At 68.7% G+C, this 25,809-nt stretch carries 24 protein-coding genes; 13 read left to right on the forward strand and 11 right to left on the reverse strand.

The window, feature by feature from the left end:
* The first annotated feature begins 124 nt into the window (after positions 1-124).
* From BLV57_RS31735 to BLV57_RS31745, 3 genes are read left to right on the forward strand one after another with little or no spacing between them, the layout of a single operon-like run.
* Positions 125-550, forward strand: coding sequence for a hypothetical protein (locus BLV57_RS31735; RefSeq protein ID WP_091295195.1), 426 nt, complete (start codon positions 125-127; stop codon positions 548-550).
* Between the two features lie 15 nt (positions 551-565).
* A complete protein-coding gene (locus BLV57_RS31740) occupies positions 566-931 on the forward strand; it encodes a YchJ family protein (RefSeq protein WP_091295198.1) in 366 nt (121 codons plus the stop codon).
* Positions 932-958: 27 nt separating this feature from the next.
* Positions 959-1,984, forward strand: coding sequence for a DNA polymerase IV (locus BLV57_RS31745; RefSeq protein WP_091295201.1), 1,026 nt, complete (start codon positions 959-961; stop codon positions 1,982-1,984).
* Positions 1,985-2,246: 262 nt separating this feature from the next.
* On the opposite strand, the gene BLV57_RS31750 is transcribed toward BLV57_RS31745, so the two are convergent.
* A complete protein-coding gene (locus BLV57_RS31750) occupies positions 2,247-2,969 on the reverse strand; it encodes a TetR/AcrR family transcriptional regulator (protein WP_091295203.1) in 723 nt (240 codons plus the stop codon).
* Positions 2,970-3,093: 124 nt separating this feature from the next.
* Here BLV57_RS31750 and BLV57_RS31755 point away from each other — a divergent pair, with 124 nt between their 5' ends.
* From BLV57_RS31755 to BLV57_RS31775, 5 genes are read left to right on the forward strand one after another with little or no spacing between them, the layout of a single operon-like run.
* Entirely contained in the window at positions 3,094-3,498 is a 405-nt protein-coding gene (locus BLV57_RS31755) for a VOC family protein (protein ID WP_091295206.1), read from the forward strand.
* Between the two features lie 40 nt (positions 3,499-3,538).
* Positions 3,539-4,951: a neutral zinc metallopeptidase gene (locus tag BLV57_RS31760; protein ID WP_091295208.1), complete on the forward strand. Its 1,413-nt coding sequence runs from the start codon at positions 3,539-3,541 to the stop codon at positions 4,949-4,951.
* Between the two features lie 20 nt (positions 4,952-4,971).
* Positions 4,972-6,036 (forward strand): ATP-dependent DNA ligase, encoded by a 1,065-nt coding sequence (locus tag BLV57_RS31765; RefSeq protein WP_176968895.1) that lies wholly within the window; start codon positions 4,972-4,974, stop codon positions 6,034-6,036.
* Positions 6,033-7,049 carry a non-homologous end-joining DNA ligase gene (gene ligD, locus BLV57_RS31770; protein WP_091295211.1) on the forward strand — a complete coding sequence of 339 codons (1,017 nt, stop codon included), beginning with the start codon at positions 6,033-6,035 and terminating at the stop codon, positions 7,047-7,049. Before BLV57_RS31765 ends, ligD begins: the two co-directional genes overlap by 4 nt.
* 57 nt (positions 7,050-7,106) lie before the next feature.
* Positions 7,107-10,232 carry a S8 family serine peptidase gene (locus tag BLV57_RS31775; RefSeq protein ID WP_091295213.1) on the forward strand — a complete coding sequence of 1,042 codons (3,126 nt, stop codon included), beginning with the start codon at positions 7,107-7,109 and terminating at the stop codon, positions 10,230-10,232.
* Here BLV57_RS31775 and BLV57_RS31780 read toward each other — a convergent pair.
* The 10 genes from BLV57_RS31780 to BLV57_RS31825 all read right to left on the reverse strand — a co-directional run bounded on the left by BLV57_RS31780 (position 10,217) and on the right by BLV57_RS31825 (position 18,644).
* The gene (locus BLV57_RS31780) at positions 10,217-12,013 is read right to left on the reverse strand and encodes an ABC transporter ATP-binding protein (protein ID WP_091295216.1); all 1,797 of its coding nucleotides are present in this window, start codon (positions 12,011-12,013) and stop codon (positions 10,217-10,219) included. The genes BLV57_RS31775 and BLV57_RS31780 overlap by 16 nt on opposite strands.
* Positions 12,010-12,495 carry a TlpA family protein disulfide reductase gene (locus BLV57_RS31785; RefSeq protein WP_091295218.1) on the reverse strand — a complete coding sequence of 162 codons (486 nt, stop codon included), beginning with the start codon at positions 12,493-12,495 and terminating at the stop codon, positions 12,010-12,012. Before BLV57_RS31785 ends, BLV57_RS31780 begins: the two co-directional genes overlap by 4 nt.
* 8 nt (positions 12,496-12,503) lie before the next feature.
* Positions 12,504-13,034, reverse strand: a complete 531-nt coding sequence (locus BLV57_RS31790; RefSeq protein WP_091295220.1) for a MauE/DoxX family redox-associated membrane protein — start codon at positions 13,032-13,034, stop codon at positions 12,504-12,506.
* 29 nt (positions 13,035-13,063) lie between these two features.
* Positions 13,064-13,267 (reverse strand): hypothetical protein, encoded by a 204-nt coding sequence (locus tag BLV57_RS31795; RefSeq protein ID WP_091296003.1) that lies wholly within the window; start codon positions 13,265-13,267, stop codon positions 13,064-13,066.
* Positions 13,268-13,347: 80 nt separating this feature from the next.
* Complete coding sequence (locus BLV57_RS31800) at positions 13,348-13,785, reverse strand: S26 family signal peptidase (protein ID WP_218134919.1); 438 nt, start codon at positions 13,783-13,785, stop codon at positions 13,348-13,350.
* A gap of 492 nt (positions 13,786-14,277) precedes the next feature.
* Positions 14,278-15,363, reverse strand: coding sequence for a metallophosphoesterase (locus tag BLV57_RS31805; RefSeq protein ID WP_091295226.1), 1,086 nt, complete (start codon positions 15,361-15,363; stop codon positions 14,278-14,280).
* Positions 15,360-16,199 (reverse strand): spermidine synthase, encoded by an 840-nt coding sequence (locus BLV57_RS31810; RefSeq protein WP_091295229.1) that lies wholly within the window; start codon positions 16,197-16,199, stop codon positions 15,360-15,362. Before BLV57_RS31810 ends, BLV57_RS31805 begins: the two co-directional genes overlap by 4 nt.
* On the reverse strand, positions 16,199-16,558 hold the full coding sequence (gene speD / locus BLV57_RS31815) for an adenosylmethionine decarboxylase (protein WP_091295231.1): 360 nt from the start codon (positions 16,556-16,558) through the stop codon (positions 16,199-16,201). The genes BLV57_RS31810 and speD overlap by 1 nt, the downstream gene beginning before the upstream one ends.
* Positions 16,551-17,630: a type III PLP-dependent enzyme gene (locus BLV57_RS31820; RefSeq protein ID WP_091295234.1), complete on the reverse strand. Its 1,080-nt coding sequence runs from the start codon at positions 17,628-17,630 to the stop codon at positions 16,551-16,553. The genes speD and BLV57_RS31820 overlap by 8 nt, the downstream gene beginning before the upstream one ends.
* Positions 17,631-17,639: 9 nt before the next feature.
* Entirely contained in the window at positions 17,640-18,644 is a 1,005-nt protein-coding gene (locus tag BLV57_RS31825; RefSeq protein WP_091295236.1) for a LacI family DNA-binding transcriptional regulator, read from the reverse strand.
* A 164-nt stretch (positions 18,645-18,808) separates the two neighbouring features.
* Between BLV57_RS31825 and BLV57_RS31830 the strand changes: the two genes are divergently transcribed.
* From BLV57_RS31830 to BLV57_RS31850, 5 genes are read left to right on the forward strand one after another with little or no spacing between them, the layout of a single operon-like run.
* The gene (locus BLV57_RS31830) at positions 18,809-19,873 is read left to right on the forward strand and encodes an ABC transporter substrate-binding protein (RefSeq protein ID WP_091295238.1); all 1,065 of its coding nucleotides are present in this window, start codon (positions 18,809-18,811) and stop codon (positions 19,871-19,873) included.
* Between the two features lie 12 nt (positions 19,874-19,885).
* Entirely contained in the window at positions 19,886-21,382 is a 1,497-nt protein-coding gene (locus tag BLV57_RS31835) for a sugar ABC transporter ATP-binding protein (RefSeq protein WP_091295241.1), read from the forward strand.
* Positions 21,379-22,305, forward strand: a complete 927-nt coding sequence (locus tag BLV57_RS31840; protein ID WP_091295243.1) for an ABC transporter permease — start codon at positions 21,379-21,381, stop codon at positions 22,303-22,305. Before BLV57_RS31835 ends, BLV57_RS31840 begins: the two co-directional genes overlap by 4 nt.
* Positions 22,302-23,276, forward strand: a complete 975-nt coding sequence (locus BLV57_RS31845) for an ABC transporter permease (protein WP_091295246.1) — start codon at positions 22,302-22,304, stop codon at positions 23,274-23,276. Before BLV57_RS31840 ends, BLV57_RS31845 begins: the two co-directional genes overlap by 4 nt.
* Positions 23,277-23,288: 12 nt before the next feature.
* Positions 23,289-25,709, forward strand: coding sequence for a LamG-like jellyroll fold domain-containing protein (locus BLV57_RS31850; protein WP_091295249.1), 2,421 nt, complete (start codon positions 23,289-23,291; stop codon positions 25,707-25,709).
* The last annotated feature ends 100 nt before the right edge of the window (positions 25,710-25,809 follow it).

Below are 25,809 nucleotides of genomic sequence, written 5' to 3' on the forward strand. Positions count from 1 at the left end.
TGGCGATAAATGCCGCAGACCATCCTTCGAGTGAAGAAATCCTTTTCATATAGGGGAAACCCGGGGAAACTCCTTACCATCAGGCGACCACTCCTGCGTAAAACGAATGGGAGGATGAGTCGCCGTGACACAGTCCGTGGAAGTTCCGGTCCGGGAGTTCAGTCTGCATTGGACACTGCCGGGCAGCCGCGGTGGCAGAGTGAGCTTCGAGATCTCCGGTCAGGTCAGCCTCCTCAACAACGACCGCGCCTACAAGATCGATGGCGTCCTCTATGTTGCCGAGGGCACGACCTATTCCAAGGAGCTCGGCAACCCGAAGCTCTTCGTCCGCCGCAACGGGGTCGAGCACACCGGCAGGCAATGGGGCTGGGAAACCATCTGCGCCAAGAAATCCTGCGAACGCCTTTGCACAATGGACGCCTATTTCGTCCGTACCGGCTATTGGGCGCCCGCCGACAGGGCCATTCAGCTCAGCATCGGCGCCGAACACGGCTTCGGCGGCCGTCAGAAGACGTACAGCCCCACCGTGACGGTGAAGCTGATCGACTAAGTAAGTTCTTCGTTTGTGCGCTGTCCTTGTGGCTACGGCCTGCCTTACGACGAATGCTGCGGCCGTCTGCACGACGGCCGGGCGACCGCGTCCACCGCCGAGCAGCTGATGCGTTCCCGCTTCAGCGCGTTCGCGGTGGGCGACACCGCCTATCTCCGCAAGACCTGGCTGAAACCGCCGTCGCCGCTCGAGCTCGACCCCGGGCAGCGCTGGACCCGCCTGGAGATCCTCGGCACCACCGGCGGCGGCCCGTTCCACACCGAGGGCACGGTCGAGTTCCGCGCGCACTACATCGCGGACGGCGTCAAGGACTCGATGCACGAGAACAGCGCGTTCTCGCGAGTGGACGGCCAGTGGGTCTACGTGCGCCCGGTCGCCTGATCGGCGCAGGTCACGCACACTGGATCCGTGAAGGACTGGATCCTGCACTTCGACCTCGACCAGTTCATCGCCGCCGTCGAGGTCGCCAGGCATCCCGAGCTGCGCGGGCTGCCCGTGGTCGTCGGCGGCACCGGCGACCCGACCCAGCGCGCCGTCGTCGCGACGGCGTCGTACGAGGCCCGCGAGTTCGGCATCCACTCGGGCATGCCGTTGCGACTGGCCAAGAAACGCTGCCCTGAGGCGATCTTCCTGCCCTCGGACGCGCCCGCGTACCTCGAAGTCTCCGCGCGCGTGATGGACACCCTGCGCGAGTTCCCGATCGTGGTCGAGGTGATGGGCTGGGACGAGGCCTTCCTCGGCGCGCACACCGACGATCCCGAAGCGCTCGCCCAAGAACTCCGCCAAGCGGTGACCGACTCGACCGGTCTGGCCTCCTCGATCGGCATCGGCGACAACAAGCTGCGCGCGAAACTAGCCACCGGCTTCGCGAAACCGGCCGGGATCTACCGGCTCACCAAGGAGAACTGGGCCGAGGTGATGGGCTCACGGCCCACCGACGCGTTGTGGGGCATCGGCGCCAAGACCACCAAGAAGCTCGCCGCACTGGGCATGCACACGGTCGACGAACTCGCCGCCGCCGACCCGGCGATGCTCGCCGAGCGCTTCGGCCCGACGATGGGCCCGTGGTTTCGCGTGCTCGCGCACGGTTTCGGCGACACGGAGGTCACGGCGACCCCGTACGTCCCGCGGTCCCGTAGCCGCGAGACGACCTTTCAGCAGGACCTGACCGAGTCCGAGGACATCACGGCCCAGATCAAGGTCTTGGCCCAGCGGGTCTTCGAGGACGTCGTCGCCGAAGACAGGCCCGTCGCGCGGGTCGCGGTGAAGGTCCGGTTCAAGCCGTTCTTCACGCAGACGCGGAGCATGACGCTGCCTGGGCCGATCGCGTCCGCGGCCGACCTCGAAGCGGCGGCGCTGACCGTCCTGGCCAAGTTCGACCTCGACCGCCCCGTCCGCTTGCTCGGCGTCCGCGCCGAGTTCAAGGACTCGTGACTGGGCTCCCCGGGGGTGGGCGAACGTTGCGAAAGGGGCGCTCACAACGCCCAAGGTTGCGAAAGAGGCGCTCATTCCGTCCAGAAGCCCCCGCGAGCCCGGACCGAGGAAGTCGATCTTTGCGAAACCCGAGTTTGGGCCACTGGATGGCCCAAACTCGGGTTTCGCGTGGTCACGTCTCACATCGCTGGGCCGTCCAGGGTGCCGGAAGGGAACAAGGGTGGCCCTTGTAACGCTCAGCGTGACAAGGGCCGCCCTTGTGTCATCCGCGGGGCGCCGCGCGGGAGTCGATGAGGACGGCTAGGCCGTCGAGGATGCGGTCGAGGCCGAAGCGCCAGCCGTTGTCGAGCGGGGCGCCGTTGGCCGAGGCGGTGGCGGCGGCGAGCGCGGGGAAGGCGTAGCCGTGGCGGGCGAGCAGGTCGGTGATCACCGGGTCGAGCTCGCGGCCGCGGGTCCACGGCTGGGTTCCGGCGGTCCCGGTGGACTGGGTGTTGCGGATGTGGCCGCTGAGCAGGAAGACCGCGTCCATCCGCTCGGCGCCGTCGAGGCCGGTGTCCTCCAGCGCGGCGACCGCGGACTCGGTCCAGCCGATCTCGCGCGGGCCCTCCATCCGGTCGCCGACCGTGGCGACCGGGATCCACGGGTGGCGCTGCCAGGCCTCGCGCATGCCTTCGGCCCACGTCACCAGCCGCTCGCGCCAGTGCGGGATCGCGGTCAGGTCCGGTGGCTCGCCGACGGCCGTCTCGATCATGACCGCCACGAGTTCCGCCTTGTTCGCGACGTGGCGGTAGAGCGCCATCTTGGTGACGTCGAGCCGGGCCGCGACCTGCTGCATCGAGACCGCGGGCATGCCTTCGGAGTCGGCGAGGTCGATGGCGGCGGCGGCCACGCGTTCGAGGTTCAGTGTCGGCCTGGTCTTGGGGACGGGACGGTCGCGAAGGCCCCACAGGCGCTCGGCACTCTCCTCGGAAACGCTCTCGGCCATCCGCTCTCCGTTCACATTTTGGGACTTGCCGCAGGCACCTTGATGTGTCTACCGTACACGATGTGTCCGGCGGACACATAGGTTTCCTGGGGATACAATCACCGCACCGAGAGTGAGGCTTGCCATGGCCAAGATGATCTTCGTCAACCTGCCGGTGGACGACGTCGCCAAGTCGACCGCGTTCTTCAACAAGCTCGGCTTCGAGACCAACCCGCAGTTCTCGAACGAGTCCGGCTCCAGCCTCGTGGTCAGCGAGAACATCTTCGTGATGGTGCTCGACAAGACCAAGTTCGCCGAGTTCTCGACCAAGGAGATCGGTGACACCTCGAAGACCACCTCGGCGATCATCTGCCTGAGCGCGGACAGCCGCGAAGAGGTGGACACGCTGGTGGACAACGCATTGGCGGCTGGCGGCCAGCCCGCGCAGGAGCCGCAGGACCACGGCTTCATGTACGGCCGCAGCTTCCTCGACCTCGACGGCCACCACTGGGAGGTCGCGTACATGGACATGTCGGCCATGCCGTCCTGACGCGTTGAACCGGTTTCGCGCGCGGTCCGTGTAGCCAGGCATGAAGGCGTTGACACGGGCCGCGTGCGCGGCCGCACTGGTCGCCGTGCTCGGGGGCTGCGCACAGGCCGTTCCGGGGTCGAGCACCGCCGACCGGCAGGATCCGACCAAGGTGGCCGGGCTGGCCATCACCGACGGCCCGAGCGGGCCGAAGACCGGGGTGGCCGACGCCGGGCTCAGCGTGCTCAACGGCGACGGCGGCGCCATCGACAAGCTGGCCGCGAACGCCGTCGCGGATGTGCAGCAGTACTGGAAAGAGCAGCTGCCCGAGCACTTCGGCAGGCAGTTCAAGCCGATCACCCGGCTCGTCTCCTACGACTCCGGCGCACGCGGGCTCAACCTCTGCGGCAGCTCGACCGCCGGGCTGGTCAACGCGTTCTACTGCGCGAACGACGACACGGTCGCCTGGGATCGCGGCGAGCTGCTGCCGAGCCTCGACGAGTCGTTCGGCCCGATGTCGGTGGTCGCGGTGCTCGCGCACGAACTCGGCCACGCGATCCAGTTCCGGCTCGGGGCGGGCGACGCGCCCTCGATCGTCAAGGAGCAGCAGGCCGACTGCTACGCGGGCAACTTCTTCCGCTGGGTCGCGGAGGGCAACGCGCCGCATTTCCAGCTCTCGACCGGCCCCGGGCTGAACCAGATCATGTCCACCTTGTTCTTCATCAGGGACAACGCGGGCACCAGCGCCGCGGCCGACGGCGCGCACGGCGACGCGTTCGACCGGGTCTCGGCGTTCCAGTTCGGCTTCGGCGAGGATCCGAAGCGCTGCGCGAAGATCGACGTCGCCGAGGTCCGGCAGCGGATCAGCCAGCAGGCGTTCAGCCCGGACGAGCGGGATTCGGGACTGGGCAAGGGAAATCTCCGGGTCACCGACCCGAACGCGCTGAAGAACCTCGAGGACTCGCTGCGGATCGCGTTCCCCGGCACGCAGCCGCCGTCGTTCACCCAGCGCACGGCCAGCTGCGCGGACGCCAAGCTCACCACGCCCGCCGCCTACTGCCCGGCCACCAACGTGGTCACGCTCAACCCGGCCGAGCTGACCAAGATCGGCACCCCGCCCCGGCGCGGCAACAAGGGCGGCATCGGCGACTTCGCCGCGTTCGCCGAAATCGCGTCGCGGTACGCGCTGGCGGCGCAGAAGGCCTCAGGTGGCTCGCTCGACGGCCCGGTCGCGGGCCTGCGCACCGCGTGCCTGACCGGCACCTGGGCCAGCACCATGCGCGGCGACCAGGAGACGCCGCTGAAGCTCTCCCCCGGTGACCTGGACGAGGCCGTCGCCGAGATGCTCAAGGCGAACAGCCTGATCGCGGGTGACCTGGACGGCAAGAGCGTCGGATCCGGCTTCGCCCGGGTGGAGGCCTTCCGCGACGGGTTCGCGTCCGGGTCCGCGATCTGTACCAGCAAATACGCCTGATCGGATCTACGATCGGCGGCGTGGATCTGCCACTGATGCCGCCGGTCAAGCCGATGCTCGCCAAAGCCGTGCACGAGGTTCCGCGTGCGCCGGGGCTGGTCTACGAGCCGAAATGGGACGGGTTCCGCTGCGTCGTGTTCCGCGACGGCGACGACATCGAACTCGGGTCCCGCAATGACAGGCCGCTGACCAGGTACTTTCCCGAGGTCGCCGAGCTGCTGAAGGCCGCGTTGCCGCCGCGCTGCGTGGTCGACGGCGAGATCGTGCTCGTCACCGGCGAGGGCCTGGACTTCGAGACGTTGCAGCTGCGGCTGCATCCGGCGGCGTCGCGCGTCAAGAAGCTGGCGGAGGAGACACCCGCCAGCTTCGTCGCGTTCGACCTGCTCGCGCTCGGCGACCGCGACCTCACCGATGAGCCGTTCGCCGAGCGCCGCAAGCTGCTCGAAGGCCTGCTCGACGCGTCGGTGGAGCGCGTCCACCTCACCCCGATCACCGCCGACCCCGACGTGGCGCAGGACTGGTTCACCCGGTTCGAGGGCGCCGGGTTCGACGGCGTGATGGCCAAGCAGTCCGAGCTGCCCTACGAGCAGGACAAGCGCACGATGTTGAAGGTCAAGCACGTGCGCACGGCCGATTGCGTGGTCGCGGGCTTCCGCTGGCACAAGGACGGCGCCGGCGTCGGCTCGCTGCTGCTCGGCCTGTTCGACGACGAGGGCGTGCTGCACCACGTGGGCGTGGCGAGCAGTTTCACGGCCGCGCGGCGCAAAGAGCTGGTCACCGAGCTGGCCCCCCTGCGCGAAAACGCGCTGGAAGGCCACCCGTGGCGGTCGTGGGCGGAGGTCCAGGACACGCGGCTGCCGGGCGCGCAAAGCCGGTGGGCGCCGACCAAGGATCTGACCTGGGAGCCGCTGCGGACCGAGCTGGTGGCGGAGATCCGGTACGAGCACCTGCAGGGCAGCCGGTTGCGCCACGGCGGCAGGCTGGTGCGGTTCCGCACCGACCGCACGCCGGAGTCGTGCACCTACGCCCAGCTCGAAGAGGTCGCGCCCGCCGAGCTGGCGACGCTGTTCTCGGAGGCACGATGAGTGAGTTCCTGATGCTCGATGTGGACGGCACCGAGGTGAAGATCTCCAGCCCTGCCAAGGTGTACTTCACCGAGCGCGAGGAGACGAAGCTCGACCTCGTCCGCTACTACCAAGCCGTCGCCGAGCCACTGCTCGCGACGCTGCGCGGGCGTCCGCTCATGCTCGAGCGCTACCCGGACGGCGCGAGCGGCAAGTCCTGGTTCCAGAAGCGCGTGCCGAAGTCGGCGCCGGAGTGGCTGACCACGACCGTGGTGTCCACCCCGAACGGCACCACCAGCGACGCCTTGGTCGCGGCGGATCTCGCGCACATCCTGTGGGCGGTGAACCTCGGGTGCATCGGCTTCCACGTCTGGCCGATCCACGCGGACCAGCCCGAGATCGCCGACGAACTCCGCGTCGACCTCGATCCGTCGCCGGGCGTCGGCTTCGAGGAGATCCGCTCGGTCGCCGTGCTGACCCGGGATTTCCTGCGTGAGCACGGCATCGAGGCGAAGGTGAAGACCTCGGGCTCGCGCGGTCTGCACATCTACGTCGGGCTGGAACCTCGTTGGGACAGCTACGAAGTCCGCGCGGCGGCGGTCGCGCTGGCTCGTGCCTTGGAGCGCAAGTACCCCGACCTGATCACCGCGCAGTGGTGGAAAGAGGAACGCGGCTCCCGGGTCTTCATCGACTTCAACCAGAATGCTCCACATAAGACAGTGTTCGGCGCCTGGTGCGTGCGCCCCCGAGTGGGCGCCCAGGTCTCCACCCCGCTGTTCTGGTCCGAATTGGACAGTGTGGACCCGGCCGAGCTGACGATCGCGACCGTGCCCGCGCGAGTGGCGGAAGCGGGAGATCCTTGGCGTGACTCGGTTCCGCAGTCGCTGGAACCGTTGCTGGAGATGTCGCGGCACGACCTCTCGCACGGCTTGATGGACGCGCCGTGGCCGCCGGTGTATCCCAAGCAGCCCAACGAACCACCGCGCGTCGCGCCCAGCCGGGCGAAGCAGATGCCCGCTGATCGGGACGGGTGAACCTGGCGATCTCCGCATCCGTGCTCTCATCGAGTCCCTACTGTGAGAGGTCCGAAGATGCGCTTCAGGCACCTGTGTGTCGGTTCCGTGCTGGCCCTGACCGCTGTCTCCCCCACACCCGCGCTGGCCGACGACGGAACGCCGGAACCGGTCATCGTGCTCATGGCCGATCAACAGCCGTTGACGGCCCAAGTCCCTTTGCTGGACCGGATCAACGCGAAGGCAGTACACCGTTTCAGTGTCCTCAATGGATTCGCCGCGAAGCTGACCTCGGCCGATCAAGCGAAACTGGCGGCGGACCCGCGTGTCAAAGCCGTCGTGCCCGACCTGATCGTCAAGCGCCCCAAGCCGGTGCCCGAGGCCGAGCCGACCGGCGCGTCGGCGACGGTGAAAGCACCGCTCAGCGGCACTTGCCCGGCGGATCCGGCGAAACCCTTGCTGGAGCCGGAAGCCTTGCGGCTGACCAACGCCGAACAGCCTCAAGCCACCGGACAGGGCGTGAAGGTCGCCTTCCTCGCCGACAGTGTCGACATCCGGAATCCCGACTTCCAGCGTGCCGACGGTTCCGCGGTCTTCGCCGACTACAAGGACTTCAGCGGTGAAGGACCCGACACACCGAACAGCGCACGCGAGGCCTTCGGCGACGCGAGCGCCATCGCCGCACAGGGACGGCAGGCGTACGACCTGAGCGAATACGTGAATCCGGCTTCCCCCCTGCCCCAGGGCTGCACCATCAAGATCCGCGGTGTCGCACCGGGCGCTTCACTGGTCGGGCTCAAGACCTCGGGCGACGACGGCGCCCCCACCTCGACCATCGTCCAGGCCATCGAATACGCGGTGAAGGTCGCGAAGGTCGACGTGATCAACGAATCGCTGGGCGGCAACCCCTATCCCGACCGGCACACCGACCCGATGTCGCTGGCCAACCAGGCCGCGGTGGCCGCGGGAGTGACCGTGGTCGCCGCCAGCGGCGACGCGGGGTTCAACAACACCATCGGCAACCCGGCGGGCGACCCCGCGGTGATCAGCGTCGGCGCGTCGACCGCGTTCCGGGTGAACGCGCAGACCCAGCGCGGCATGCCGGGCCTGACCGGGTTCACCAGCGGCAACATCGCGTCGATCAGCTCGGGCGGGGTCACCGAGGGCGCGAGGACGCTCGACCTGGTCGCGCCCGGCGACCAGGGCTGGTCGGTGTGCACGCCCGACCCGGCACGCTTCACCGGCTGCAGGAACTTCCGGGGCGCGCCGTCGCCGATCTTCAACTTCGGCGGGACGAGCCAGTCCGCGCCGCTGGTCGCCGGCGCGGCCGCGCTGGTGATCGAGGCGTACGCGTCGGCGCACTACGGGGAGAAGCCCAAGCCGGCGCTGATCAAGCGGCTGCTGACGAGCACCGCGACGGACCTCGGCGATCGCGCCGAACAGCAAGGCGCCGGTCTGCTCAACGCGGGCGAAGCCGTTCTCGCGGCGAAGTCGCAGGGTGACACCCTGCGGGTCGAGCAAACCCAGCTGTCGGCGACGGCCGCGCCGGGGTCCGCGAAGGACTTCGCGCTGACGGTCACCAACACGGGCACCCGCCCGCAGACGGTTTCACCGCGTACCAGTGCGTTCACCAAGGTGCTCGCCGACACGCGCGGCTCGGTCGAGCTGGACGCCACCACAAGTCCACAGTGGACAAGCGGCTCCGGCACGACGTTCGGCTTCGTGACGAAGAAGTTCACCGTCGCGCCGGGTGCCGAACACTTGGACTTCTCGCTGGCCTTCTCACCGAGCGGCGGGAATTCGGTGAACCTGCGGCTGCTCGATCCCCAGGGCTCGTTGACCGCGGTCTACGGCTCGCAGGGCGACTCCGGCTTCGGCCACGTCGAAGTGCACGCGCCGATCGCGGGCACCTGGACGGCACTGTTCGACAGCAAGGCGGCGGGCGGCTACCGAGGTTCGATCGCGTACGGCGTCCGTGCTTCCGCCTCGGCTCCGCTGGGCACCGTCTCCCCCGCCTCGGCGACGGTGGCGCCCGGCCAGAGCCAGACCTTCCACGTGCTCGCGCGGACCCCGGACGCGCCGGGCGACGTCGTGGCCGCCGTGCGGGTCGGGCGTTCCGTGGTGCCGATGGTGTTGCGCAGCCTGGTCAAGACCACCTTCAGCGGGGTGCTGACCGGCGGCAACGGCCGTGACTTCATCGCCGCGCAGAACAGCTTCTACCAGTTCGACGTGCCGGCGGGCCGTCGTGACTTCGGCATCAACCTCAAGCTCGCCGGCGACCCGAACCAGATGATCTTCGGCTACCTGGTGAGTCCCGACGGGCAGATACTGAGCCAGCAGAACAACGTGCGGACCCTCGACGGGAACGGGAACCCCGCGACGTTCGGCGCCACACTGCAGGAGTTCCGGCGGGATCCGGCGCCGGGCCGGTGGACGTTCATCGTCGCGGTGTCCAACCCGGTCGCGGGCACCACCACCGAGCAGAAGTTCACCGGTGAGCTGAAGTTCGACACGGTCGACGTGCGGGCGATCGGCCTGCCGTCGGGCGCGGTGCTGCCCGCCGGGACGCCGGTGACGGCCCGGGTCGAGGTACGCAACACCGGCAACGCGCCGCTGTCGTACTTCGCGGACGCGCGCTCGACGGCCACCGGGAACGTGCGGCTGCTCGCGAACGGCCCGGAAAAAGGCGTTCCGCTGCCGATCGGACGGCCGCTGATCTACCTGGTTCCCCCGGCGACGACCAAGCTCACCGGGACGGCGGCCGCGAACGCGCCGGTCGACGTCAGCCTGATCGGCTTCCTCGGCGGCCCCGAGCTGCTGCGACGTTCCGGCCCCGACTACGTCGCGAACGCGGCCGTGTCTTCCCCCGCGGTCGCGCCAGGGCCGTGGCTGCTGGCCGCGAACACCGTCGGCTCGGGCGACCGCACCGCCGACTTCAAGATGGTGGCGACCACGCGGCTGTTCGACAAGACGGTGACCACGTCGACCGGCAACGCGTGGCTCGGCGCGAGCGAGCCGAACCCGCCCGCGTTCACGCCGCTGGTGCTCCAGCCGGGGCAGAGCGGCACCATCACGGTGACGCTGAACCCCGGCGCCGCGTCGGGCACCAAGGTGTCCGGGGTGCTCTACGTGGACGACTTCAGCGACTTCGCCACCACCGGCGACGAGCTGAAGGCGTTCCCGTACTCCTACACCGTGCGGTAGCCGTCGGCCTGGATGGCGAACAGCCTGGCGTACTCGCCATCCAGGCCGATCAGCTCGTCGTGCGAACCACGTTCGATGATCCGGCCGCCGCCGAGCACGACGATCCGGTCCGCCTCACGGACCGCGCCCAGCCGGTGCGAGACGAGCAGGCTGGTCCGGCCGGCGCGGTGCGTGCGCAGCCGCGCGTGGATCTCGTGTTCGGCCTGCGCGTCGAGCCCGGCGCTCGGCTCGTCGAGGATGAGCAGATCGCTTTCGTCGCGCAGCAGCGTTCTGGCCAGCGCCAGGCGCTGCCACTGGCCGCCGGAGAGCGAGACGCCCTGGTCGTCGTCCTCATCGGCGAAGATCCGGCTCAGCATGGTGTCGTAGCCGCGGGGCAACGACTCGATGGCCATGTCGATGTCGGCCCGGCTCGCGGCGGCCTCGATCTTTTGCCGGTCCCCGAGCGCTTCAAGGTCGCCGACGCCGATGTTCTCGGCGACGGTCAGGTCGTAGGACATGTAGTCCTGGAAGAGCACGCCCATCCGGCGGCGCAGCTCCTCCGGCGGCACGTCGCGGATGTCGACGCCGTCCCACAGGATCGCGCCACGGCAGGGATCGTAGAACCGGCAGAGCAGCTTGATGAGCGTGCTCTTGCCCGCGCCGTTGAGGCCGACGAGCGCCAGCGACTCGCCGTGCGCCAGCGTGAGGTCGACGCCGCGCAGCACCCATGGCTTGCTTTCGTCGTAACGGAACCACACGTCCCGCAGCTCGATGCCGGTCCTCAATGGAGGGAGGACGGCGTCTCCGTCCGATGGGAGATCGTCGGGCAAGGACGTCATTTTCGTGTGATAGGCGAACAAAAGCAGGGCCTGGTGCGCCATCGCCACACTGCCGACCAATCCGACGAGCGCGCCCTGCGCGCCGGCGACCGCGGCGACGAACGCGGTGACGTCACCGACGCTGAGCCGCCCGCTCGCGGCCGAGTACACCGCCCAGACCAGCCCGGCACCCGCGACGACCGCGGACAGCAGAGCCAGCTGCGACCGGGTGCGCGCGTCGCGGCGGTCGAGTCCGCGCTCACCGTCCTGAATGGTGTCGAGCTCGGTGAGCATCCGTCCGGTGAGGAATCCGCCGAGCCCGAACAAGCGGGTTTCCTTGGCACCACGGACATCGGTGATCAGCGACGAGTAGAAGACCCGGCGCCGCGTCGACGGTGACAGCCGGGCCATGGTGCCTACCCGGCCTTTCGTGAGCGCCAGGCTGGCGAACAGCGCGGGCACGGCGGCCGCTGTCACGAGCGCGGCCATCACGGGGCTCAGCAACGACAGCGTCGCCAGCAGGCTGACCAGCGTGATGATGGTGCGCCCGGCGTCGAACAGACCGGTGGTGACCGGCCGCATCGCGCCACCGGAAGCCTGGACGGCCATGTTCAGGTCGTTCAGGAATCCCGGGCTTTCGAAGCGCGCCAGCCCTTGGAAACCATTGATCCGGTTGTAGAGCTCGTCCTGCATCGCGCGGTCCATCCGCCGGGACAGTTCCGCTTGCAGGTAAGCGGAAAGCGGGGGCAATACCCCAGCTGCGACACCGGTCAGCAGCAGCCCGCCCGCGTCGAGCAGCGCGCGTTCCGGACGGGCGGCGACGAGATCGTCGACGACGAACTTCGTCAGCCAGGCCGTCGCGGTCGGCAGCAGCCCGCCGAGCACCGCGAGCGCCAGCTGGCCCAGTGCGAGTGACCGTCCGGCCCGCCAGCACAGCCGCCAGACCACGGCCGCTTGGCTGGCGAGTTCCCGCGTCTTGGTCACGCCGACGGCACCGGTTCGGCGAGCGCCGCCACGGAGGTCTGCGCCTGGTCGATCCGGGAGCCGCTGACCCGCAGGAAGGTCGGGAACGCCTGGATGTCCACGGCGGTCACGAGTTCCGAGGCCTCGTCACCGAGCACGAGCGACGCCACCGGCGAAAGCAGCTCGATGAGGTCGGTGACGTCCTTCGGCGCGCCGCTGATGACGGCGAGCGCGGTGTGGTGCACGGCCAGTTCGGCGAAATGCGGCGCTTCCTCATGGCAGGTCGGGCAGCCGGAGTCGAAGAAGCCGACCAGGTCGTGGCCGGTCACCGGGATTTCCTTGCCTGTCAGCACCGCGGGGTCGTACCGGTGCCCGTGCTTCGCCTTGAGGGCCGCCAGTTCCTCGCCCTGCTCGCGCAGGCGCCGCAGCACGGCGAAGGTGAGCAGCAGCTCGAACAGGCACAACGCGCCGACGAACACGACGGCCGCCACCAGGAAAGTCATCTCCAGCCTCACTTCGAATCTTGGGTGACGGCGAACAACGCCATCAGGTCGTCGGCACGCACCACGAGCAGGACCCCGACCGCGGCCGCGGCCAGCGCGAGCACCACCCCGCCCGGCTCCGTCGCGCCGGTGGAGCCCGCGAAGGCGAGCCCGCCCGCGCTCGCGGCGAGCAGGATCAGGTTCCGCACCACATGGCCGGTGCCCAGCGGAGTGACCGAGGCGCCGAAGCACCGGCAGGGCGCTTGACGGCCTTTGCCGATCGCGACCACGATCGCGCCGGTCATCCCGATCAGCAGCACCGCGGCGAGCCCGAAGCCCGCCACGACGGTGCCGGGCACGGCCAGCAGCACCACCACGGCGGCCTCGGCGGCCACCACCAGCGCCGCCAGGTGCGCCGACCATTTACGGGGCGTCAACCGCAGCCCCTGTAGAGAAAGAACGAACTCCTCGAAAGCCGCCCGTCCCCGCGCCTTTCCGAGTACGGCGAAAAGGAAGACGCCGAGCAGGAAAGCGCGGAAGAACAATTCGGCATACGACATGAGAACCTCCCGCGCTTTCCCGCCCGGATTCAGCAGCCGATGCCGCGGATCTCGCAGGGCCCACAGGAGCTGTGGCCACCGACGACGTGGCAGTACCGCTCGTACCGGTAGGTGGTGCCATCCACGGTGCCGCAGTAGCAGCGGCTCCAGAAGCTGGTGTCCGCCTTCGCGGTCGTCTTGGGGACCAGACGCTCGAGCACGCGGTCGCCGATACGGCCCAGTACAGAGTTCATCGGGTTTTTCTCCATTCCCATCACCGAAACGTGATGCCCGGACATTAGGAATGGCCCGTATATGAATCGTACAAACCGCCCTAGTGCCGGTTTATACGGCGGCTGACCACGCCAAGCACCTGATCGGCCGGATAGAACCCCCGCTGCCGCGAGTCGACACTGTCGGGGTTGTCGCCGAGCACCACGAGCATCCCCGCCGGCACGGCCTCGTGCCCGTCCGACCCCGCGATACCCGGCGGAACGGGGTCGCCCGCCAGCGCCACGGCCCGCTTGAGGTTCCAGTACCGGCCATCCGCGCCTGGCCCCGACGGAAGGTACGCCCCGCTCGGGTCGAGCGGCGGCTCGAGCACGACCACGTCACCGCGCCGCACCGGCCTGCCCTTGCGCACGAGCACCCGGTCCCCGTCGGCGAACGTGGGCCGCATGCTGACACCGTCCACAGTGACCACCAGCACCCGGCGGCGCACCCACACCACCGCCAACGCGAGCCCGGCGAGCACCCCGGCGAAGATCTTCACGCACCCCATCCTAGGGCTCGTGAGTGGTATGGCCGGTTCTAACCGGCCGCAACACTCACGACCCCCACGCGATGGACAAGCAGCCTGACTGAGGAGGGTTTGCGGCGTTGAACGCATTTCCGCCTCAGCCGACCTGCCGAAGTCAGCGTCGGGGGCAGGTGAAACCCGAGTCCGAGCGCCCCAACGGGCCCGACCCGGAGGAACGAACGGGGCTTATGTTCCGCTCAGTGTTACAAGAGTGGCGTCTGTGCGCTCCGCGCGACCCGAGTCGAGCGACCGGGCATAGCGGAGCCCGCGCGCGGTGGCGCGAGTGGTGACATTGCTGCGTCTAACGGAGCAGAGGTACCACTCGCGCAGGCTTTGCCGCTACTGAGCGAGGGGTTCCCCTGCTGCGTCAGATGCAGCAGGGGAACCCCTCGCTCACAGCCCGGCCGCGCGAGAGCGACACCTGGGGTCGTGAGTGGTATGGCCGGTTCTAACCGGCCTAAACACTCACGACCTCTTCAGGGTCAGGACGGTGATCTCGCTGGGGGCGAAGACCCGCAAGGGCGGGCCCCAGAAGCCGGTGCCGCGGGTCGTGTAGAGCTGAGTGCGGTCGCTGTGGCGGGTCAGGCCGTGGACGGTCGGCTGGTCGATCCGGACCAGGTAGTGGAACGGCCAGATCTGGCCGCCGTGGGTGTGGCCGGAGACCTGCAGGTCGACCCCGGCCGCCACGGCGTCGGAGATCTGCTTGGGCTGGTGCGCGACGAGCAGCACCGGCAACGACGGGTCGGCGCCGGACAGGGCACGCGGGAGGTCCGCGCCGTGGCCCGGCAGGCGGGAGGCGGCCGCGGTCCGGTCGTCGACACCGGCGATCACCAGCTGGGCGCCGTCGCGTTCCACGATCACGTGGCGGTTGTGGAGTGGTTCCCAGCCCAGGGTTTCCATGTGGTCGAGCCAGGACTGGGCTTCGCCGAAGTACTCATGGTTACCGGTTGCGTACACTTTGGACAGGCGAGCCCGCACGTCGGCCAGCGGAGCCGCCTGGGGCGTGCGGCGGCCGACCGAGCCGTCGGCGATGTCGCCCGCGTGGATGGCGATGTCGGGCTTGAGGTCGTTGACCACCGCGACGACCTTGGCCATCCAGCGGGCCCTGTTCAGCGGGCCGAGGTGGGTGTCCGAGATGAGGACGACCCTGGTGCCGTCGAGCCCCGCGCCGAGCCGGGAGATGGGCACGTCGACGTGCTTGACGCGTGGAACGCGCATGGCCTCGAAGTTGCCCCACAGCACCAGGATGACCGAGATCGCCAGCACGACCAAGGCCACTGTGGAGCTGTCGAAGAAGATGTGCAGCAGCTGGCCGAGCGCGCTCCACGCGAAGAGCACCCAGATCACGCCCAGCATGGTGTCACCGACGCGGGCCGCCCAGTCGAGGGCGCGGCGGCTGTGGCCGAGGTACATCATCAGCGGGAACAGCAGCAGGGCGGCCACGAACACGATCGTGCCCGGCAGCACCAGCACGCCCGGGGCGAGCACGAGCGTCCACCACGGGAGGCCGAACAGCAGAGCCAGGATGATGAGCAGTACGGGAAGCCTCACGGGTGCACCATTCGGAGAGAACGCGGCGGAACCGTTCCACCGCGCAGAGCCAACGCGTCCAGTGTGGACGGACGATACGGGAGTACGGGCAGGCGGTCGGCCACCGACACTTCTACCTGGTCACGGCGGCCGGAGAGGAAGGCCCATTCGTGTTCGTCCGAGCCGTAGTAGAGGACCGTGCCGAACACCTCGGAGAACCGGCGCCACGACGCGAGCAGCGTCTCGTTGCGCCACAAGGTCGGGCACCCGGCCTGGCAGCTCAGCACGCCGCCGTCGGTGAGGTGCGAGGCGCATTCGCGCAGGAACTCCGTGCCGTACAAGCGATTGTGCTGGGCTTCGGGGTCCGTGTTCTCGTCGGGGAGGTCGATGACGATCAGGTCGTACAAGCCGCTGTTCGCCAGGAACTTGAAGCCGTCCTCGTAGTGGACGTGGATCGGGCCTTCGCCGCGCTCGGCACGCTCCAAGGCGGAAGTCGTGTAGCCGTAAGGCAAGAAGGAAGCGCAAGCCCGCACTGCCTCGGTGTCGATGTCGACGTGGTCGACGTGCGCGGCGCCCGCTTCGACGGCCATCTCGCAGACCACGCCTTCGCTCGAGCCGATGATGAGCACCCGGTCGAGCTGGGACGCGAGCAGCATCGACGGGACCATCAAGGCCTCGTGGTAGACGAGCTGGCTGGCTTCCGTGCTTTGGCGTTCGTTGTCACAGAACAAGGTCACGCCTTGGGCGGTCTGTCCGATGAGGACTTCCTGGAACGGCGTCCGTGCCTCGAAGAGGACCTCGTCCACCTCCCAGAGCCTGGTCAGGCCGGTGCCCATGGGCTCGGCTATCCGGCGCATCAGTGTTCTCCTCGCAGCACAGTGGACAGTTCGACCGAAGTCGCGTTGAGCGCCTTCGCCAGCAGGCGGACCGCGTGTTCGGGGTCGGCGCGGTCACCACAGGTGAAGACGTCGACGAAGACCGCGCCGATCTCGGGGTACGTGTGGACCGAGGCGTGGGACTCGGCCAGCAGCGCGAGCACCGTCACGCCCTGCGGCGCGAAGCGGTGGGCCATCACCTCGCGGACGGTGGCGCCCGCCTCGGTCACCGTCGTCTCCAGCGTCGAACGCAGGAACTCCGAGTCGTCGAGCAGTGCCGGGGAAATGCCGTGGAGTTCGGCGAGCACGTGGCGGCCCGTGAACCGGCCGACGTCACGCATGGGCGAACCTTCCGACGCACCGGACGGCGAGGGGCTCGATGCCGTTGAACGCGACCGACGCGTAACTCGCCGTGTACGCGCCGGCGCCGGGGATCTCGACGAGATCGCCCGCGCGCAAGGAAAGTGGCAGCTCATAAGGCGTCCGCTGGTACAGCACGTCGTCGCCGTCGCAGGTCGGGCCCGCGAGGATCACCGGGCCGGACGGGCCGTCGCGCTCGGTCAGCAGGCGGTAGGCGATGGCTTCGTTCTCGGTCTCGGCGAGGCCGTTGTAGCGGCCGATGTCCAGATAGACCCAGCGCGGCGAGCCGGGTTTGACGAGGACCACCTCGGTCCGGATCACCCCCGCGTCCGCGACCAGCACCCGGCCGGGCTCCAGCAGCAACGGCGGGTGACCGTCCGGGAAGTACGCCGCCAGAGCCGAAGCGATCGCTGAGGCGTACTCCGCCAGCGGAGGCACGGAGTCCCGATAGGACACCGGGAAGCCGCCGCCGATGTTGACCCGCTCCAAAAAGAGCCCCTCGGCTGCGAGCTTGGCCGCGGTGGCGATCCCGATCTCCCACGCCCGCGGATCCGGCTGCTGTGAGCCGACGTGGAAGGCCAGGCCGACACGAAGTCCTAAAGCGACAGCCCGGCGCGCCAAGTCCAGCGCGGCCTCGGGCTCGCAGCCGAACTTGCGGCCGAACGGGGTCACGGAGTCGGGAGCGTCCAGGAGCAGCCGGATCGACACGAGCGACCCCGGCGCGTACTCGGCCAGGTTCTCGATGTCGCTCAAAGCGTCCGAAGTGAACTCTCGAACCCCGTGTGCGTAGGCGAAAGCGATGTCGTCGCGCTTCTTGATCGTGTTCCCGTAGGCCAGCGTCGCGGGATCGGCGCCGCGCGCGAGGCACAGCTCGATCTCCGCCCGCCCCGCGACGTCGAACCCGGCGCCCACGGACAGCACCGCGTCGAGCACAGCGGGTTCCGGGTTCGCTTTGACCGCGTAGCGGACATGCGCGCCGGGGAACAGCGAGACGAACTCGCGGGCGCGTGCCTCGACCACATCGGTGTCGACGAGCAGGTACGGGTGGTTCACAACCCGATGCTAGACGAGCCCGCTGGTGCTCTCCCTGACCTCCAGCGCGAACGGCGTCTGCACCTCGGTCGGCTCGAACTCCCCTGACTCCGCACGCCGGTGGATGAGGTCGACGGCCGCGCGGGCGATGGCGGCCTTGTCCGGCGCGATCGTGGTCAGCGACGGGAGCGAATACGCGCTCTCCTCGGTGTTGTCGAAGCCCGCGATCGCGATGTCGTCGGGCACGCGGAAGCCGCGTTCGGCCGCCGTGCGGAGCGCGCCGATGGCGAGCATGTCGTTGAAGCAGAAGACCGCGTCCGGCGGTTCGGGCAGGCTGAGCAGGTGCGCCATGGCGTTCGCGCCGTCCGCGCGGTGGTAGTTCAGCGCGGGCGAGACGTACTCGGGAATCGACGGCAGCCCGGCGGCGACCAGTGCTTCGCGGTAGCCGGTCAGCCGCAGTGCGGCCGTGCCACGGTGCGGGTTCGCGCCGATGGCGGCGATGCGGCGGCGGCCCATCGCGGCCAGGTGCGTGACGGCGGTGCGGGCGGCGAGGACGTTGTCGATGGCGACGCGGTCGATCGGCACGTCGAGCGCGTGCTCGCCGAGCATGACCAACGGGACTTTCGGCGCCAATTCGGTGAAATCGTCGACCTCGAGTGCCTCCGGGCCGATGATCGCGCCGTCGATCATGTGCGGGCCGAGTGACGCCAGCGTGGCGCGCTCGCGCTCACGGGTGCCCTGGGTCTGCTCGATGAGCACACTCCAGTCGCGGTCGTGCGCGGCCGTGATGACCAGGCCGGCGAGCTCGCCGAAGTACGGAATGCTCAGTTCCGGCACCACCAGCGCGATGAACCCGGTGCGGCCGCGGCGCAGGTTCCTGGCGCCCATGTTGGGCCGATATCCGGTCGCCGCCAGCGCTTCTTCGACGCGGCGCCGGTTCTCCGGCTTGACGAAGTCGTAGCCGTTGACGACGTTCGAAACCGTCTTCACCGATACCCCCGCCAACGTGGCGACGTCCTTGAGCGTCGGTGCCATGGGCCTCCCCTTCCGGTCTCGCTCGCCGATCCTAGCTACAACCTTTGCCGCTTTACAACGTTGTGCCAACGATGTAAAAACTGGAGGAAGCCATCCGGAGTGACGCGGGTCACCGCCGCCCCGCACGTCCGCCGACGTCTCCCCGGCATGAAGGAGCAGCACCCATGCACGTCCCCGCCAAGCGCGCCGCGGTCGCGGCCGTCTCACTCGCACTGCTCGCAAGCTGCGCCAAGACCGAGTCGCAGAACTCGGCGCCGTCCGGTCCCGGGCCCGCCGCCTCGGCCGCGCCGCAGCAGTCCTCCGGCCCCGGCTGCACGCTCGCCCAGACCGGCTACCCCAAGCTCGACCTGAAGACCACGAAGATCGGCTTCTCCCAGTCGGAGAAGGAGGCCAACCCGTTCCGGATCGCCGAGACGCAGTCGATCAAGGACGAGGCGGGCAAGCTCGGCATCCCGGCGTCGAACCTGCTGGTCACGAACGCGCAGAGCGACCTGAACAAGCAGATCGCCGACATCAAGTCGATGCTCGACCAGGGCGCGCAGGCCCTGATCGTGGCCCCGCTGAACTCCGATGGCCTGCAGCCGGCGCTCGACGCCGCGAAGGCGAAGAAGGTCCCGGTCGTCACGATCGACCGCAAGGTCACGCAGGCGCCGTGCACGGACTACCTGACCTTCATCGGCTCGGACTTCGTCGCGCAGGGCAAGCGCGCGGCCGACGAGATGATCAGGGTGACCGGCGGGACCGGCAAGGTCGCGATCCTGCTCGGCTCCTCGGGCAACAACGTGACCACTGACCGCACCAAGGGCTTCACCGACCAGCTCGCGAGCGCCACCGGACTGTCCATTGTGGCGCAACAGACCGGTGAGTTCGACCGGTCCAAGGGCCAGGCCGTGATGGAGCAGCTCATCCAGAGCCACCCCGACCTGACCGCGGTCTACGCCGAGAACGACGAGATGGGCATCGGCGCGGTCAACGCGCTCAAGGCCGCTGGCAAGAAGCCGGGCAAGGACGTCAAGATCGTGTCCATCGACGGCACCCGCAACGCGGTGCAACTGATCGTTGACGGTTCGTACAACGCGGTCATCGAATCGAACCCGCGCTTCGGCAATCTCGCCTTCTCGACACTGCAAAAGTTCGCGGAAGGCAACCCCATCGGGCCCTCCGTCGTGATCTCGGATGACCAGTACGACGAGACCAACGCGGCGCAGAAGGTCGCGAACGCTTACTGAGAGGGCACGAACGTGCTGGAAGCCGTCGAAGTCTCCAAGGAGTTCCTCGGCGTGAAGGCACTCGACCGGGTCTCGTTCACGCTGAGACCCGGTGAGGTGCACGCGCTCGTCGGGGAGAACGGCGCCGGGAAGTCCACGCTGATCAAGGTGCTGACCGGGGTCTACCAGCCGGATGGCGGGGTGCTGCGGCACCACGGCGCGCCGGTGACCTTCGCCAAGCCGATCCAGGCGCAGCAGGCCGGGATCTCCACGATCTACCAAGAGGTCAACCTCATCCCGTTGATGAGCATCGCGGCCAACGTGTTCCTCGGCCGCGAGCCACGCACCCGGGGCCTGATCGACTGGCGCAAGCTCAACGCCGACGCCACCGAACTCCTCGCGGGGTATGGCATCACGGCCGACGTCCGCAAGCCGCTCGCCAGCCTGGGTGTCGGCGCGCAGCAGATGGTGGCGCTCGCCCGCGCGGTCTCGCTCGACGCGCGGGTGGTCATCATGGACGAGCCGACGTCCTCTTTGGAGCCTCGCGAGGTCGAGACGCTGTTCACCGTCATCGAGCGGCTCCACTCCGACGGCATCGCGATCCTCTACGTGAGTCACCGGATGGACGAGCTTTACCGGATCTGTGAGCAGGTCACGGTTTTGCGCGACGGCAAGCTGGTCCACAGTGGACCTCTGGCCCACCTGCCCAGGATCGAGCTGGTGTCGATGATGCTCGGCCGGGCGGTCAGCGACATCCGTGAGCATGGCACGACGAGTTTCGGCGAAGACCACCACGCGTCGAAGGAACCGTTGCTCCGCGCGGAAAACCTGACCAGCGGCACCCGGATCAACGACGTCTCGGTGACGGTCAGGCCGGGCGAGGTCGTCGGGCTCGCCGGGTTGCTCGGCTCCGGCCGCAGCGAGACCGCGCGCGCGATCATCGGCGCGCTGCCGCTCGACAGCGGCACCGTGCTGCTCGGCGGGAAACCGGTCAAGCGCACGGTCGCCCAGGCCATGCGCGCCGGGATCAGCCTGCTCGCCGAGGACCGCAAGGCGGACGGGATCATCCCCAACCTGACCGTCCGCGAGAACATCGTGCTCGCCGCGCTCCCCCGGCTCTCCCGGTTCGGGCTGGTCAGCCGGTCCAAACAGGACAGGATCGTGGACACGTTCATGAAACGCCTGCGGATCAAGGCATCCAGCCCGGACCAGAAGGTGGCCGAGCTGTCCGGCGGCAACCAGCAGAAGGTGCTGCTCGCCCGCTGGCTTTGCACTCAGCCGAAAGTGCTCCTGCTCGACGAACCGAGCCGTGGCATCGATGTCGGCGCGAAGGCCGAGGTGCAGGCGCTGATCGACGAACTCGCCAAGGAAGGGCTCGCCGTGCTGCTCATCTCGTCCGAAATGGAGGAGCTCATCGACGGCGCGGACAGGATCGTGGTGTTGCGCGACGGCACCGTCGCTGGCGAGCTGAGCGGCGAGGACGTCACCGAGAAGAACGTGCTGGCCGCGATCGCCGGGACGCGCCCATGACGAGGACCAGATGGCTGCAGGAGTACGGCGTCTACCTGGCGGTCGCCGGGTTGTTCGCGTTCAACCTGCTGTTCACCGAGAACTTCGTGTCCGCGGCCAACTTCCGCACGCAGCTGCTGCAGGCGGCCCCGGTGTGCATCGTCGCGCTCGGGATGGCGCTGGTCATCGGCACCGAGGGCGTCGACCTGTCCGTCGGCGCGGTGATGGCGTTGTCCGCCGCGCTCATTCCGCTCTATCTCGGCTATGGGCCGCTGCTGGCCGTCCTCGTCGCGCTCGTGGTCGGGTTGGCGGCGGGCTTGTTCAACGGCTTTTTGGTGGCCCAGCTCGGAATTCAGCCGATCGTCGCCACACTCGGGCTCTTGGTCGGCGGGCGTGGGCTGGCACTCGTGATCGCGGAAGGCAAGCTCGTCGAGGTCCGGTCGCCGGAGTTCCTCTCGCTGGGTAACGGCGATGTGCTCGGCATCCCGGTGAGCGTGCTGGTCGCGGCGGTGCTGGCCGTCGGCGTCGGGCTGCTGGTGCAGCGCACGACGTTCGGCCGCCAGCTGGTGGCGATCGGCGGAAACCGGTCCGCGAGCGCACTGGCCGGGTTGCCGGTCAAGCGCGTGCTCATCGGCGTCTACGCGATCTGCGGCGTGCTCGCCGGGGTCGCGGGGGTGCTGGCGACCGCGCGGCTCGGCGCGAGCGATCCGGCGGACATCGGGCTGCTGATGGAACTTTCGGCCATCACCGCGGTGGTCGTCGGCGGCACCCCGCTGACCGGCGGGCGGGTGCGGGTGTTCGGCACGGTGATGGGCGCGGTGCTCATGCAGCTCGTCCGCGCCACGCTGATCAAGCACGACCTGCCGGATTCGGCCACCCAGATGGTGCAGGCGGCGATCATCATCGCGGCCGTCTACGTCGCACGAGAGCGGAGCACGCGATGACGGCGACGACGGTCCAGGCCAACCGCGAACGGTGGGCGAGCCTGCTGCAACGGCAGGGCGCGGCGGTCGTGCTCGTCGTGGTCATCGTCGTCGCGTGGCTCGCGTTCCCGCGCTTCGGCTCGCTCGGCAACCTGCGCGACCTGGCGCTGCAAAGCTCGTTCCTGCTGGTCATCGCGCTCGGGATGACGTTCGTGATCATCACCGGCGGCATCGACCTGTCGGTCGGCTCGGTCTACGCGCTGGGCGGGGTGCTCGCGGCGTACGGGTCGCAGTGGGGCTTCTTCGGATCGCTGCTGCTGCCACTGGCCGTGTGCGGGCTGATCGGGCTGATCAACGGGATACTGGTGGCCCGCACCGGGATGGCGCCGTTCATCGTCACGCTGGCGTCGCTGCTGTTCGCGCGCGGACTGCTGCTGGCGATCACCAGCGAGGGGTCGACGACGTTCAAGATCCCCGGTGACGCCTTCTTCCTTCAGCTGGGACAAGGCACTTTCCTCGGTATCGGCTATCCGGTCTACATCGCCGCGGCGCTGTGCCTGGCCGGTGGTGTCCTTTTGCGACGGACGCGGTTCGGGCAGTCGGTGTTCGCCACCGGCGGCTCGGAATCGTCCGCGCTCCTGATGGGTTTGCCGGTGGCCCGCACCAAGATCGCGGTGTACACGATGAGCGGGCTGCTCGCCGGGTTCGCGGGCGCGCTGACCGCGTCGTACCTGCAGTCCGGGGTCACCGTGATCGGCGTCGGCACCGAGCTCGACGCGATCGCCGTCGTGGTCATCGGCGGCACCCTGCTGACCGGCGGCGCCGGCACGATCCTCGGCACGGTGATCGGCGTCGGGCTGCGCAACGTGATCCAGAGCGTGATCAACCAGATCGGCACTCTCGACAGCAATTTCCAGTCGGTGGTGAGCGGCGGCTTCCTGCTCGTGGTCGTCGTGGTCCAGCGCTGGCTCGCCCAATCCCGTAACGCATAGAGAGGTTCGTCAATGTTCTCTCCGCGTCCGGTGCTCCTCGCCGTCGCCGCCGTCTTACTGTCCACTGTGGGCGTTGCCTCAGCCGACCCGCCAAGCTGGCAGAGAATCGAGCCGGCGCTGAAAACGCCGTGGTCCGACCAGGTCTCACCGTCCAACGCGCTGCCGGAGTACCCGCGGCCGCAGCTGACCCGCGACCGCTGGCAGAACCTCAACGGGGTCTGGCAGTTCTCGAAGGCCACCGCCGGTGAGGCGCCGCCGATCGGGAAGAACCTCGCCGAGCGGATCCTGGTGCCGTATCCGGTGGAATCCGCGCTGTCCGGGATCATGCGGCACGAGACGAACATGTGGTACCGCCGCACGTTCACCGTGCCGCGCGAGTGGCGTGACCGGGTGGTGCTGCGGTTCCAGGCGGTCGACTGGGCCACCACCGTGTGGGTCAACGGCAAGCAGGTCACCCGGCACACCGGCGGGTACGACGCGTTCTCGGTCGACGTGACCGACGCGCTGAAGTCCTCCGGGGACCAGGAGATCGTGGTCGGCGTCTCCGACCCGAACGACGCGGGTGAGCAGCCGCTGGGCAAGCAGCGCAAACCCGGCGACGGCATCTTCTACACGCCGAGTTCCGGGATCTGGCAGACCGTCTGGCTCGAACCGGTGGCCGCGACGCACATCGAGCGGCTCGACATGACGCCCGACCTGGCGAAGAGCGCGCTCGCACTGAACGTCCGCGCGACCGGCGGCGGCATCGTCGAAGCGGTCGCGTACGACGGTGACCGCATGGTCGGCCGGGTGAGCGGCATGGCCAACGCTCCCCTGTCGCTGCCGGTGCCGAAGCCACATCTGTGGACACCGGACGATCCGCACCTCTACACGCTGCGCGTCAAGCTGAACGGTGACCAGGTCGGCTCGTACTTCGGCATGCGGTCGATCAGTCTCGGCAAGACCTCCGACGGCAAGACCCGGATGCTGCTGAACGGCAAGTTCGTCATGCAGATGGGCCCGCTGGACCAGGGTTTCTGGCCGGACGGCATCCACACCGCGCCGACCGACGCGGCGCTGCGCTTCGACCTGGAGCAGGAGAAGGCGCTCGGCTTCAACATGGTCCGCAAGCACATCAAGGTCGAGCCGGACCGCTGGTACTACCACGCCGACCGGCTCGGGCTGCTGGTCTGGCAGGACATGCCGTCGATGATGACCGGGCGCGAGGCCTCGCCGACCGGGCGCGCGAACTTCGAGTCCGAGCTGCACCGGATGATCGACCAGCACAAGAGCTTCACCTCGATCGTCACCTGGGTGCCGTTCAACGAGGGCTGGGGCGACTACGAGGTCGGCCGGATCGCCGATCAGGTCAAGGCCTGGGACCCGAGCAGGCTGGTCAACGCCGAGAGCGGCGTGAACTGCTGCGACTCCGAGCCGGACAGCGGCCGCGGCGACATGTACGACAACCACCTGTACATCGGCCCTGGCGCGCCGATGCCGTCCGAGACGCGAGCCGCGGTTGACGGCGAGTACGGCGGGCTGGGGCTTAAGACGCCAGGGCACGAGTTCGACCCGGCAGGCAGCTTCGCGTACGAGATCGTGCCGAACAGCACGGTGCTGACCGATCGCTATGTCGACCTTCAGAAGCGCCTCACGCTTATTAAGCAGCGTTGCGGGGTTTCGGCGGGTGTCTACACGCAAACGACCGACGTCGAGAAGGAGATCAACGGCTTCTGGACCTACGACCGACAGGTGTCCAAAATGGACTTCGCGAAGGTCCGTGCGGCCAATGAGGCGCTGATCCGGTCGGCCGACACGGCTCCGCCCGGCGAGTTCCCGCCTGGCAAGCCCGGGATCGACGGCATCGACGCGTACGCGTTCAACGAAGGCCAGGGCACGGTGGCGCGCGACAGCGTCGGCGGGCACGACGCGACCGTGACGAACGGCGGCTGGGCGGACTCGGCGCTGACGTTGACCGGCAACGGGCAGGCCGACACCGGTGCCCCGCTGCTGGACACCTCGGGCAACTACACCGTGTCTGCCTGGGTGAAGTTCAACGAGGTGGGCGGCGCGTTCCAGACCGTGGTGAGCCAGGACGGGCCGCGCGACAGCGCGTTCTTCCTGCAGTACTCCGGCGCCGACCGCAAGCTGGCGTTCAGCTTCGTCGGCGAGCGCGCGCTCGCGCCGGTGACCCCGGTCGCCGGGCAGTGGTATCACCTCGTCGGCGTCCGCGACGCCGCGCACGGGCAGCTCAAGCTGTACGTCGACGGGCAGCCCGCCGCCGTGCGCGACGCCTGCCTGACCGACAAGACGACCGGCAACACGGTGATCGGGCGCGGCAAGTACGGCGGGAACCCCGTCGACTTCCTCAACGGCTCGGTCGACGAGGTCCGGGTGTACGACCGGGCGCTGACCGACGCCGAGGTCGCCGCCGTGCACACCCGAGGCCGGTAAGACCGGGATAAAGCGGGCTTTATCCCGGAGTGGAGTAAAGCCCGCTTTATCCCGTTCCTGACGCGTCCCCCTGTGAGACAGCACTTGGCCTACGTGATCT

It is taken from the genome of Amycolatopsis xylanica (genome assembly GCF_900107045.1).
GTDB lineage: Bacteria > Actinomycetota > Actinomycetes > Mycobacteriales > Pseudonocardiaceae > Amycolatopsis > Amycolatopsis xylanica.